Here is a 13,073-nt window from a genome sequence, read left to right on the forward strand (position 1 = left end):
CCTTCGATAATGACCTCTACAAGAAATAATAACGTGTTTGCTGAAGAATAAAGGCTATATTCTTCTTTGAGTTAGCAACTAATCTTTTATCTAAGCCCATTAAATTTAGGTGTAAAAATGCAAGTAACAAGAGACTTATTTAACGACGTAATGGTACCAAACTATAATCCATCAGCAATCATTCCAGTTCGTGGTGAAGGTTCACGCGTTTGGGATCAAAATAACAATGAGTTCATTGATTTTGCCGGTGGTATTGCCGTTAACTGTTTGGGTCACTGTCATCCTGCATTAGTTAAAGCATTAAAAGAGCAAGGCGAAAAAATTTGGCATTTATCAAATGTTATGACCAATGAGCCAGCACTTCGTTTAGCTCAAAAAATGGTTGAAGCAACATTTGCTGATAAAGTTTACTTTGCAAACTCAGGCGCAGAAGCAAACGAAGCCGCTCTTAAATTAGCTCGTCGTTATGCATTGGACGTATATGGCGCTGAAAAAACGCAAATTATTGCATTTAATAAAGGTTTCCATGGTCGCACATTCTTTACAGTAACTGTGGGCGGGCAAGCGGCTTATTCAGATGGCTTTGGTCCAAAACCTGCTGACATAGTACATTGTGATTTTAACGATATAGCGGCATTTGAAGCGCTGATCAGCGATAAAACATGTGCTGTTATGATGGAACCATTACAAGGTGAAGGCGGTATTATTTCACCAACAGATGAATTTGCTAAAAAAGTACGCGAACTTTGTACTAAACATAACGCGTTACTTATTTTTGATGAAGTACAAACGGGTGTTGGTCGCACAGGCGATTTATACGCTTATGAAGGTTTAGGGGTTGTTCCTGACATTTTAACAACGGCAAAAGCATTGGGTGGTGGTTTTCCTATTGGCGCTATGATCACTCGTACACCTATTGCTGAGCATTTAAAAATTGGTACTCACGGTTCTACTTATGGCGGAAACGCACTTGCTTGTGCTGTGGCCGAAGCGGCATTTGATACAGTAAATACACCAGACGTACTAAACGGTGTTAAAGAGCGCGAGCAATTATTCCGTGACGGATTAAACGCAATTAACGAAAAATACAACGTATTTAGCGAAGTACGTGGTAAAGGCTTATTAATTGGCGCAGTACTAAATGACAAATTTGAAGGCCGCGCACGCGACTTTTTAGTAGCCAGTGCTAATAATGGTTTGATGAATCTTGTAGCGGGTATGAATGTAATTCGTTTTACACCGTCTTTAATTATTCCGTTTGAAGATATTAAAGAAGGCTTAGCGCGCTTTGAAAAAGCCGTTAGCGACGTAGTAAACGGTTAATATAGTTTAAATTAGCACGCCTACAGGCGTGCTATTGGAGCAAGCAATAAATGCAAGTATTACGTCCTATTACTGCCAATGATTTTGACGCGCTTAAACAAATAGCGATTGAATCCGGTCATGGGTTTACCTCTTTGCCTGTGGACGATGCACAGCTTAAAGAAAAAATTGAACGTGCTGAAAAAAGCTTTGCCAAAAACATTAACCAGCCACTTGATGAAAGCTATTTATTTGTTTTAGAAGACAGTGAAACAGGTGACGTTATTGGCACAACCGCTATAGAAGCCGCAGTAGGTTTATCGGTGCCTTTATATCATTATCATTTGGGTAAAACAGTACACCACTCGCCTACTTTAAATGTATATAACACCGTTGATATTTTAAGCATGTGTAACGACTACACTGGTTGCTCAGAAATATGTACATTATTTTTGCGCGAAAATAGCCGTAAAGGTTTAACAGGTCGATTTTTATCTCGTTCACGCTTTTTGTTTATGGCTCAGCACAGCGAGCGTTTTGCCGATACTGTTATCGCAGAAATGCGCGGTGTTAGCGACGAAGACGGTCATTCCCCTTTTTGGCAATGGCTACAAGAGCACTTTTTTAGTATCGAATTTCCACAAGCGGATCACTTAGTTGGCTTAGGCGATAAGGTGTTTATTAGCGAGTTAATGCCTAAATACCCTATTTATGTGAACTTGCTTAGTAAAAAAGCCCAAGCAGTTATTGGGCATGTGCATGAAAAAACAAAACCTGCGCTAAAATTATTAGAAAAAGAAGGTTTTGAGCACAGAGGCTACGTTGATTTATTTGACGCAGGCCCAACGGTTGAAGCAAAGCTTGGTAATATTCGCAGCATTCGCGACTCTCAAGTTTGCCCTATTACTATTGGTGAGCTTGATCACATATCACAAAATAGCTCTGATACGCTGGCTGTATGTAATCAAGGCGTAAGTGGCTTTAGAGCAACATTTACCAAAGACGCACACTACAATCATGCAAAACATACCCTCGTCATTAGCCAAGATGTGGCTAATGCGCTTAATTTAAGCCAAGGAGATGCAGCGCGATTTTTCCGCCTGTAAATAATTTATGAATACACACCTAATTAATAATCAGTGGCATGTGGGACTTGGTCCAGCATTTGAGTCAATCAATCCAAGTAATGGCGATGTGGTATGGCAAGGTAATGGCGCAAACGCTGTTCAAGTAGGTTCTGCTATAAAAGCAGCCAGAGCTGCGCAATTACAATGGGCAGACAAACCGCTTGAAGAGCGTATCGCCATTTTAGAAAACTTCGCAGCACAATTAAAAGAACACAGCGAAGAATTTGCTACTATTATTGCACGCGAAACGGGTAAGCCATTATGGGAAACCCGCACCGAAGTGGGCGCAATGACAGGCAAAGTAGCTATTTCAGTTAAAGCGTACCATGAGCGTACTGGTACAACCGAAAACCCAATGCCCGGTGCTAAAGCATTCATTAGACACAAACCGCATGGCGTTGTGGCTATTTTTGGCCCGTATAACTTTCCGGGGCATTTACCAAACGGGCATATTGTTCCTGCAATTTTAGCCGGTAATACTGTTGTATTTAAGCCATCAGAATTGACTCCACACGTTGCAGAATTTACCCTCTCACTTTGGTTAAAAGCAGGTTTGCCAGCGGGTGTTATTAACCTTGTGCAAGGTGAAATTGAAACTGGTAAAGCGCTTGCTTCTCATAAAGATATAGATGGCTTGTTTTTTACCGGTAGCTCAAACACAGGTCACTTATTACATAAACAGTTTGCAGGACACCCTGGCAAAATTTTAGCACTTGAAATGGGCGGCAATAATCCTCTTATTGTAAAAGATGTGAGCGATATAAGCGCCGCTGTACACGATATTATTCAATCAGGCTTTATTACCTCAGGTCAACGTTGTACGTGTGCACGTCGCTTATTTATTGGAAAATCAGCCAACGGCGATGCTATTTTAGAAAAGCTAATAAGCGCAACTAAAAACATAGTTGTAGACGACAGCTTTGCTACAGAGCAGCCTTTTATGGGTGCAATGATAAGCGAAAAAGCAGCACTGGGTATGGTTGCCGCGCAAAGTGAATTAGTCTCAAAAGGTGCACAAATCCTTGTTGAACTTAAGCAATTAAAACCAGGCACAGGTTTTGTAAGCCCGGGCATTATTGATGTAACAAGCATTACCGACATGCCAGATGAAGAGCATTTTGGACCGCTAATTAAAGTGTATCGTTATACCGACTTTGACAGCGCAATTATTGAAGCCAACAACACAAGCTTTGGTTTATCTGCAGGTTTACTTAGCGACAGTGAAGATGACTACACTCACTTTTTAAAGCGCATTCGTGCCGGTATTGTTAACTGGAACCGCCCCATTACGGGTGCCTCAAGTGCAGCTCCATTTGGCGGTATTGGCGCCAGTGGAAATCACAGAGCAAGTGCATACTATGCCGCCGATTATTGCGCATACCCTGTAGCATCTGTGGAGTCAGATAAAGTGAGCTTACCGCAAAACCTAGCGCCGGGCTTAGTAATTGAATAAGCAATAAAACCAAATTTTAGATTTAAGGACTTAACATGCATACTGATGTAAACACATTATTTGAGAACCTTTGGGGAAACTATTTAAACGTAACTCCATCGGCAGATAAAATTCATGACCTTTTAGGGTCAACGCAAAAAGATGACATTATTAACGATCATATCGCGCTGCGTACGTTTAATATTGAAAAAGTGGGTCTTGAAAAGCTCGCAGCTCACTTCTTAGCTATTGGTTACAAAGAATGTGGTGAGTACCACTTTGAATCTAAAAAGCTCTACGCAAAGCACTACGAGCATAGCGATCCTAATCAGCCAAAAGTGTTTATTTCTGAGCTATTAGTAGACAAATGCTCGCCAGAGTTACAAGCTATCGTAACTGACATGGTAAGCCAAATTGATGAAAGCGCAGTAACTGCTGATAACTTTTTGTATTCAGGCACGCATTGGCAAGTAAGCACCGATACTTACAAACAACTGCTAGCTGAAAGCGAATATGCAGCGTGGATGTCGGCGTGGGGTTACCGTGCCAATCACTTTACCGTAAACATTAATACGCTTGCTAAGTTTGATAACATTCATGATGTTAACCAAGCCCTAAAAGACGCCGGCTTTTCGCTTAACACGTCAGGCGGCGAGGTTAAAGGCTCACCAGAGGTGTTACTAGAGCAATCGTCAACACTTGCTGATGAATACTCTGTTACCTTTAGTGACGGTGATATGAGCATTCCTAGCTGTTTTTATGAGTTTGCTATTCGTTACCCTAAAGCAGACGGCGAGCTTTATACAGGTTTTGTTGCAGCCTCAGCTGACAAAATATTTGAAAGCACCAACGCTCGATAGCAAAGCCTAAAGTACTTTATTTTAAAAGCCCGTTATGGGCTTTTTTTATGTCGCTAAGTTATGTTGATTAATTACAAAAATAACGGTTTATAATCGTTTTCTAACTTTTCAAACGATAAGTCACCAATAAAACGGCCAAAGCTCAACCACGTTGCCAAACCGCGTAAGTCTTTAAAGTGTGGTGGTACAAATTGTGGGCTCTCTATCACACCTAAATCATGAAGCTGCGATATTAATCTAAAATCATCTATCGATATTTTACCCACCAGTAATAAAGGAAGCCTATCGATTCGGCCAAGCTGTATCGCCACGCGTATTAAGTTATAAACCAGTACAAAGCCTTTAATGTAGGCAATGTCTTTTGTAAAAGGTAAACCTGTTGGCGTGCTCCCTCTAAACACACGCTGCGCGAGTGTGTAGCTGTCATCTTTTGATAAACCTTGTGCGACATAGTCACGGTAAATATCTACAAATTCAGCGCCATCTATTACCTTTGTAACCGCTTGAATACGATTTACTAATTTAGATAAACGTCTCGGAGTCGATTTTAAAGTAATAATTTCGGTTAATACCGCTAAGCCTTCTTGGGTAATAGTGGAGCTAGGCGTACCTTTACTTAAACACGTTAAATACGGCTGAGCTAGACCATTTTGAGTGGTACCTACGTGTATCCACCCTTCATGAACTTCCAATATATCAAGTTCACGCTGAGAAAATTTAACATCTTGATTAAGCTTAATATTATTAGCACCGGCGGCTGCATCACTGACAATACCATCGCTAAGCATTACCTCAACGTTTATACCTGCCATACTAGCGTTTACTTGCTCAGACAAAATACGTACAGCATCAACAGCATCAATATTTTTAGGGTCGTCAGGCAGTATGTCGGCTATTAGTAAATTTTGCAGCGGTTTATCTAGCATATTAGCTAGCTCAGAGAGTGAGGGCTCACCGGCATGAAATAAATCTTTAGGGTGACCAAATAACTCCACCGATAAGTCATGAAACTCTGGTGTGCCACGATACTCAAGCATACTTAATACTGTTTTATACTCTGTGCACATTTTTCCCATGTATTGAGCTATGGGATTTAACTGCCCCAATTGGTTAATAATGTTACGGTGCAAAGTAGAAAACGCTTGGCGTAACTCGCTAGGTACAAAACCAAGATCGCGCTGTTGATAGTATGCACGATCGATCAGTGGATTTTTTTGACATTTTTGTCTAAAAAACTCCTCTTTAGTTTGTTTATCCCAATTAATAGCATCGAGTATCCTAATAGGCGTTTGCAATGCAATTAATTGATCCGATAACTCACGAGTTTTTAGTAGTAACGCCTTGTCTATCATGGTGTAAGCTCAACAATAAATGAATTTTGAGCATAATTTAAAAAGGCCAAATTACAAAGCAATATCACATTTTTTTAGCTATTGTTTTTAAGATGATCGACCCTCATATCTATATCGTATTAGCTTTTTAATAAAAGGTATAAAACATGAAAAACGAACTCGACAATAAACAGATTTTAGCCGTATATGAACGCATAATTCAAAAAGGTGAAATGACTGATGAAGGCAAACATTATCAGGGAGTTACTGCATATTCAGACGTAGACGGTTACACCGTATATCTACAAGGCAGCGGCGTAGAACTGCGCTTTGGTTTTCATAATACTTACCACCTTGACTACGAGCATGAAAAGCATAAAGACGACTTTTTGAAAAAATTATATAACATTGCAAACGAGAGCTAATGCACCCACGAAAACTAAGACACCGCCCGACCAGTAAGCTCAATACTACTTTTATTAATCAAGTAGTAGAAGAGCTTAAAGCTAATCCAAGTAAAGTCTCTATTATTCAAGACAACCTAGAACAGTACCGTTCTCAAACTCATTTAAAGCGTGGTTTTTTACTGGCTATAGAGCGCTTTGATTGGGTATTTGAAGCAAGCAAAGATATTGATTTCATTTGCCAGCAAATTTTAGCTGATGACTACATTGGCAATAGACTAAGACGTTACCCCCTACTTTTTAAAGGCGTTATTAATAATGCCTAACCTTTCAATACCAAGCGCTTTAAAGCGATAAAACCACAAAGTTTACTCTCCATATAAATTTATTAGAGCACTAAGCAATTGCAGGTTTAGTGTTCTTTTGTATCAAAATAATACTATTAGTACTCTAACTATTATTGTTCTAATGGTTTTTTGACATTTTATTCATTTATTGCTGTAAACAAATCATTACTATTATTAAATTTAAAAATTAAATTCTCAAGCTACTGTTTTAAATAAAATTAAACAAATAAAAACCACATCTTCTTTGTCCTATTAATTGCTCTTTTATTAATGATTAATCTACATTTTGGCATCTAGGTATTTACTTCAGCCTTGAATTGTTAGAGCTATTACCTTAAGCTTATGTTTATTGAACGTTCAATTAATAAAAATTATGCCTAAAGTCGGAATGGAACCTGTCAGACGTCAGCAGCTAATTGACGCAACTATAGAGTCAGTTGCTACTAAGGGACTACAAGGCACAACTATAAACAGCATTAGTAAAAATGCAGGTTTGTCGTCAGGTATCATTAGTCATTATTTTAATGGTAAGCAGGGGTTAATTGAAGCCACGGTTAGATACTTACTAACAAGCTTAAAGCAAGGCTTAATAAGTAAAGTAAATCATCAAACCACTGCCATTGAGCGTTTAATGTTTATTATCGAAGCCAACTTTGCGCTTGTACAACAGCGTAATGATACAACCCGAACGTGGTTAAGTTTTTGGGCGCAATCGATGCATGATGAAGAATTACACAGACTACAAAACGTAAACAGTAAACGCTTGCAAAGTAATTTAGCATTTTCTTTTAAGCAATTAATGCCTATTGAGCAAGCAAATCAAGCTGCAGAACTTAGCGCCGCAATGATCGATGGCCTATGGTTAAGAGCAGTACTGAGTAAATCAGACAATAATCAGTTTAAACACAGTGAAAAGTTAGCAAAAAGCTATGTACTTTCACTTATCAAGCAATATGGAGCCTAGCGTGACTACACCTGTCTATCAAAATTTTATTAACGGCCATTTTCTTGCAAACCAGAGCGGCAAAACATTTGATGTAACAAACCCAGCAACGGGTGAGGTTATTTACGCAGTAGAAATTGCCGACGAATTTATTCAAAACGCAGCCATTGCCAGTGCAAAGCAAGGTTTTGCACAGTGGTCAGCAATGACACCTATTGAACGTAGTCGTATTTTATTAAAAGCAGTGGCTATTTTACGCGAGCGCAATGATGAGCTAGCACTTGTAGAAGTACTCGACACCGGCAAACCAATGCAAGAAGCTAATTGTGTTGATATTGAAACCGGCGCTGATGTAATTGAATACTTTGCAGGCCTTGCGCCAGCACAAGTAGGCCAACAACAAATGGTTGGTGATGACTTTTACTACACACGTAAAGAGCCATTAGGTATCTGTGCGGGTATAGGTGCATGGAACTACCCACTACAAATTGCATGTTGGAAGTCGGGCCCTGCCCTTGCTGCTGGTAATGCATTTATATTCAAACCATCTGAAGAAACACCACTTGGCGCAATTAAACTTGCAGAAGTATTTGTTGAAGCTGGTGTACCTGCAGGTGTGTTTAATGTTGTTCAAGGCGCGGGCGATGTAGGCCAGTGGCTAACGCAGCATAGCGATATTGATAAAGTATCGTTTACGGGTGAAGTAGGCACAGGAAAAAAAGTAGTAGCGAGTGCTGCCGGTACGTTAAAAGATGTCACGATGGAACTTGGTGGTAAATCTCCACTATTAGTATTTGATGATGCCAACATAGAGCAAGCGGTTAGCGCTGCTATGTTAGGTAACTTTTATACGCAAGGCGAAATTTGTACTAACTGTACACGTATTTACGTTCATAAAAATGTATATCAGCAGTTTATTGATGAGCTTAAAGCGCGCACTGAGAAAAATATTATTGCTGGCGACCCACAAGATTTAAATACTAACTTTGGCGCACTTATCTCTAAAAAGCACCAAGAACTAGTGATGAGCTACGTTAATAAAGGCATCGAAGAAGGTGCAACGCTATTAACTGGTGGTACAACGCTTTCACCTGAATCTGCACCTAATGGCTATTTTGTAGCACCGACTGTGTTCATTGATTGTAACGACGATATGACAATCGTTAAAGAAGAAATATTTGGCCCTGTAATGAGCGTGCTTGTTTTTGACGACGAAGACGATGTTATTGCACGCGCTAACGCAACCCACCTAGGCTTGGCCGCAGGCGTATTTACTAGCGATATTAAACGTGCGCACCGCGTTATTCACAAGTTACAAGCCGGTATTTGTTGGATTAATGCATACGGTAACTCACCTGCTGAAATGCCTGTTGGCGGTTATAAGCAATCGGGTATTGGCCGTGAAAATGGTATACAAACTCTTGATCAATACACGCAAACTAAGTCTATTTATGTTGGTATGGCCGACATAGAAAGCCCATTTTAAGGCGCCCTACTATGAGTAATCATTACGACTATATTATTGTTGGCGCGGGTTCGGCGGGTTGTGTTTTAGCAAACCGTTTATCTGAAGATTCAAGTAACCGCGTGTTACTACTAGAAACTGGCGGTAGTGATAAAAGTATTTTTATAAAAATGCCAACCGCGTTATCTATTCCTATGAATAGTGACAAATATGCATGGCAGTTTCATACGCAGCCTGAGCCTCATTTAGATAACCGTGAAATGCATTGTCCTCGAGGCAAAGTATTAGGTGGTTCGTCATCTATTAATGGCATGGTATACGTACGTGGCCACGCAAAAGATTTTGACGAATGGCAGCAACACGGTGCAAACGACTGGGATTACCAATCGTGTTTACCGTATTTTCAAAAAGCAGAAAGCTTTTATCTTGGTGAAAATACTTACCGTGGTGGCAAAGGCCCGCTTGGCGTTAATAACGGCAACGAAATGAAAAACCCGCTTTACCGCACCTTTATCAAAGCAGGTGTACAAGCCGGTTACGCGTCTACAGATGATTATAATGCATCGCAGCAAGAGGGTTTTGGCCCAATGCACATGACTGTAAAAGACGGCGTGCGCAGCTCTGCTTCGCGTGAGTATTTAGACCCTGTTAAATCGCGTAGTAATTTAACAATTATTACAGGTGCACTAGCACAGCGCGTGATTTTAGATGGTAAAAAAGCCACAGGCATTGAATACAAAGTAAATGGCGACGTTAAAACAGCACATGCTGCAAAAGACGTAATATTGAGTGCAGGCCCAATCGGCTCTCCACATATTTTACAACTCTCTGGTATTGGTGATACTCAATCGCTTGAAAAAGCAGGCGTTGAAGTACAGCATCATCTACCAGGTGTAGGTCAAAACTTACAAGATCATCTTGAGTTTTACTTTCAATACAAGTGTAAGCAACCTATCACGCTTAACGGCAAACTAGGCATTGTTTCAAAAGGGTTGATTGGTGCGCGCTGGTTATTAACGCGTTCGGGTTTAGGTGCAACGAATCATTTTGAATCGTGTGCGTTTATTCGCTCAAAACCAGGTGTTGAATGGCCAGATATTCAATATCACTTTTTACCAGCGGCTATGCGTTACGATGGTAGAAGTGCATTTGCAGGTCATGGTTTTCAGGTACATGTGGGTCATAACAAACCAAAAAGTCGCGGTAGTGTCACTATTGCTTCTGCGAACCCTGAGCAACCACCAACCATTTTATTTAATTACCTTGAACACCAAGACGATATTGAAGGCTTTAGAGCGTGCGTTCGCTTAACACGCGACATAATCGAACAAAGTGCCTTTGATGAATACCGCGATGAAGAAATTCAACCAGGTAAACATATTCAAACAGATGAAGAAATAGATGCCTTTGTACGCCAAGCCGTAGAAAGTGCCTACCACCCTTCTTGCTCATGCAAAATGGGTGAAGATGATATGGCCGTTGTTAATTCAAATACGCAAGTACATGGTATTGAAGGACTACGTGTTGTTGACTCATCTATATTCCCAACAGTTCCTAACGGAAACTTGAATGCGCCTACTATTATGGTTGCCGAAAAAGCAGCTGACATAATTTTAGGTAAAGAACCATTACAGAAATCGGATGTGAATGTTGCCATAACAACAAACTGGCAAGAAACACAACGTAGTACGGAGATCTAACTTTAGCCACATGCTTAGGTTTAGTCTCGTCGGGCTAAACCAATGCGTGCCTTGCAGTGGCACACGATGTAAATAGGTTACGTTGTGTTAATGCGAGAATAAAACAATAAAATACGGAGTGCTTATGAATTATTTTTATTCATTACTGGAGGGTAACAATGACTATTTGGCTTAATGCAGGCATCATTTTTACCTTACTTGCTATTATCACTATTTTAATTAAATGGGGTAATGTTCGCGTAGTAGGTGTAACACCAGTTCGAACCTTTACCTTTATAGCAATACTATTTACTTCTGGCCTAGATGTTGGCCTTATTATGTTTCCTTTAACTGAGTTTGCAGGTTATGCAGACATAAAAGCAAGCCCAGAATACGCGTTTGCAAATCCACTGGCTATTGAGTTTGGCTACTGGGGATTTTTGATCTGGGGATTTTACTTTCTTACGTGCTTTTATTTCTGTGTAATAGAACCTAAAGTGAAATTTTTCGAAATTCCTTGGGTTAAATTTATCAATAACGTTGTAATTATTGGTACATGTGCATTTACCGCTTATTTGCTGCTTACAAACCTACCGTGGTATTTACCCGAATTAGGTGATGGAACAAGTATAGTTTCTGAGTTTTACTTAATTGTGTTTGCTGCTATCTGTTTTGCTGTGTACTCAAGTACTGATATTAAATATGTACGTATTTTAAGTATTTCTACTACGTGGTTATTCTTAGCTTTAATCGCCTTTATGTGGACTGGCGCATTTGTGATAGGTGATGGTCAAATGTCAGCATTTACAGATAACTTAGGTTCTATTGGTACTTACTTTGCAAACATTAATGAATTTGTTTTACCGCTTAATGATTACCATGAGTTTTACTTATTCTGGTGGTTTGCGTGGAGCATAATGATTGGTCAATTTACATCACGCTTTGTTGGTGGACTTAAAACATACCAAGTATTAGCTGCAATGTTGATTTTCCCTTCTATTCCTATTGCGATTTGGTTTAGCGTACTTTATCACTACCATGAAGCGGGCATCCCAACTCAAGGTATTAAAAACTTCGCTATGGTATTTGTAGGTATTGTATTTGTAATTAACTCACTTGATTCGTTAGTGCGTTTATATACAGATAACCTAAACTTTACCGTAAAGCGTTTTGGCAAAATGAAATACATAATCGGAAATGTTGTTGCTCTATCATTACTTACACTATTGTTTAAATTAGAATTTTTACAAATTCAGTGGGTAGGCGCATTAGTTATCGGCTTGTTCTTTATCTGTGCAGCCTTTATTGGTTACAGTAAATTTAAAACAGTAACGAATATAGATAGCTCACCAAAAGCAAACGCAATTGATTACACAAAAATAGACACAGTACACTAGGGATTAATAATGAATAACAAACTAAAACAACTTGTAGTAGCACTACCATTTGCACTTTTATCAACAACTGCAGCAGCTGATTGGTCAACAACAATCACTGCAGCGTCTGACTACACTTTTAATGGTGTAACACAGACCGATAGCGACCCTGCAATTCAAGGCAGCTTAGATTATGCCTTTGAGAGTGGTGTTTACGCTGGTGTTTGGGCCTCAAACGTAGATTTTGGTGACGACACTGATTTTGAGCTTGATGCTTACTTAGGTAAATATGTACAACTTGATGAGCAATTCAGCGTTGATTACGGTATCGCTTATTACACTTATCAAGGTAATAACAGTGACGGTAACTACGCTGAAGCTTACACTAAGTTTGGTTATGCAAGTGAATACGGCCAAACTGAGCTTAACTTTTGGTATAGCTGGGATTACTTTGGAACAGGTGCGGGTCATGTAATTTCAATGGTTGCTCACACTTATGAACTAGCTCCAAATCACGCACTACGTGCAAGTTTTGATATTTCAAACTCACTTGATGGTGAAAAGTGGGCTTGGGATACAAACCAGAAAAAATCGTACAAGCACTACCGCCTAGCTTATCAAACAAGCTACGAAGGTTTTGGTATTGAAGTGGCTGCTGAAAACACTAGCTTAGATTACGATTATGCTGATGAGCGTATTGTACTTGCTGTTTCACGCACATTTGATCTTTAATACATTAATTACTGATTAAACAAAAAATGCCACTCTATTTAGAGTGGCATTTTTATTTGTAAAATAACTAACTAA

Annotated in this window: 12 protein-coding genes; 11 read left to right on the top strand and 1 reads right to left on the bottom strand. The window is 39.6% G+C overall.

Annotated features, from left to right (window positions below):
• Positions 1-117: 117 nt before the first annotated feature.
• From H5157_RS12260 to H5157_RS12275, 4 genes are read left to right on the top strand one after another with little or no spacing between them, the layout of a single operon-like run.
• Positions 118-1,323: an aspartate aminotransferase family protein gene (locus H5157_RS12260; RefSeq protein ID WP_165724041.1), complete on the top strand. Its 1,206-nt coding sequence runs from the start codon at positions 118-120 to the stop codon at positions 1,321-1,323.
• Positions 1,324-1,373: 50 nt separating this feature from the next.
• Positions 1,374-2,408: an arginine N-succinyltransferase gene (astA, locus tag H5157_RS12265; RefSeq protein WP_182724768.1), complete on the top strand. Its 1,035-nt coding sequence runs from the start codon at positions 1,374-1,376 to the stop codon at positions 2,406-2,408.
• A gap of 7 nt (positions 2,409-2,415) precedes the next feature.
• The gene (gene astD / locus H5157_RS12270; RefSeq protein ID WP_182724769.1) at positions 2,416-3,882 is read left to right on the top strand and encodes a succinylglutamate-semialdehyde dehydrogenase; all 1,467 of its coding nucleotides are present in this window, start codon (positions 2,416-2,418) and stop codon (positions 3,880-3,882) included.
• A gap of 35 nt (positions 3,883-3,917) precedes the next feature.
• Positions 3,918-4,721, top strand: coding sequence for a DUF1338 domain-containing protein (locus H5157_RS12275; RefSeq protein ID WP_182724770.1), 804 nt, complete (start codon positions 3,918-3,920; stop codon positions 4,719-4,721).
• 71 nt (positions 4,722-4,792) lie between these two features.
• On the opposite strand, the gene H5157_RS12280 is transcribed toward H5157_RS12275, so the two are convergent.
• A complete protein-coding gene (locus H5157_RS12280) occupies positions 4,793-6,073 on the bottom strand; it encodes a flavohemoglobin expression-modulating QEGLA motif protein (RefSeq protein WP_008169642.1) in 1,281 nt (426 codons plus the stop codon).
• A gap of 146 nt (positions 6,074-6,219) precedes the next feature.
• Here H5157_RS12280 and H5157_RS12285 point away from each other — a divergent pair, with 146 nt between their 5' ends.
• The 7 genes from H5157_RS12285 (at position 6,220) to H5157_RS12315 (ending at position 12,998) form a co-directional block, all read left to right on the top strand.
• Positions 6,220-6,477 (top strand): DUF3081 domain-containing protein, encoded by a 258-nt coding sequence (locus tag H5157_RS12285; protein WP_008169639.1) that lies wholly within the window; start codon positions 6,220-6,222, stop codon positions 6,475-6,477.
• Positions 6,477-6,782 carry a hypothetical protein gene (locus H5157_RS12290; protein ID WP_002958617.1) on the top strand — a complete coding sequence of 102 codons (306 nt, stop codon included), beginning with the start codon at positions 6,477-6,479 and terminating at the stop codon, positions 6,780-6,782. The genes H5157_RS12285 and H5157_RS12290 overlap by 1 nt, the downstream gene beginning before the upstream one ends.
• Before the next feature lie 409 nt (positions 6,783-7,191).
• A complete protein-coding gene (betI, locus tag H5157_RS12295; protein ID WP_002958618.1) occupies positions 7,192-7,767 on the top strand; it encodes a transcriptional regulator BetI in 576 nt (191 codons plus the stop codon).
• Position 7,768: 1 nt separating this feature from the next.
• Positions 7,769-9,232: a betaine-aldehyde dehydrogenase gene (gene betB, locus H5157_RS12300; protein ID WP_002958619.1), complete on the top strand. Its 1,464-nt coding sequence runs from the start codon at positions 7,769-7,771 to the stop codon at positions 9,230-9,232.
• Positions 9,233-9,243: 11 nt separating this feature from the next.
• Positions 9,244-10,911 carry a choline dehydrogenase gene (gene betA, locus H5157_RS12305; protein WP_182724771.1) on the top strand — a complete coding sequence of 556 codons (1,668 nt, stop codon included), beginning with the start codon at positions 9,244-9,246 and terminating at the stop codon, positions 10,909-10,911.
• A gap of 158 nt (positions 10,912-11,069) precedes the next feature.
• Positions 11,070-12,287 carry a BCCT family transporter gene (locus H5157_RS12310; protein ID WP_182724772.1) on the top strand — a complete coding sequence of 406 codons (1,218 nt, stop codon included), beginning with the start codon at positions 11,070-11,072 and terminating at the stop codon, positions 12,285-12,287.
• A gap of 9 nt (positions 12,288-12,296) precedes the next feature.
• Positions 12,297-12,998 carry a TorF family putative porin gene (locus tag H5157_RS12315; protein ID WP_182724773.1) on the top strand — a complete coding sequence of 234 codons (702 nt, stop codon included), beginning with the start codon at positions 12,297-12,299 and terminating at the stop codon, positions 12,996-12,998.
• The last annotated feature ends 75 nt before the right edge of the window (positions 12,999-13,073 follow it).

The organism is Pseudoalteromonas sp. SG43-3 (assembly GCF_014164385.1).
In the GTDB taxonomy this organism is placed as follows: Bacteria; Pseudomonadota; Gammaproteobacteria; order Enterobacterales; family Alteromonadaceae; genus Pseudoalteromonas; species Pseudoalteromonas distincta.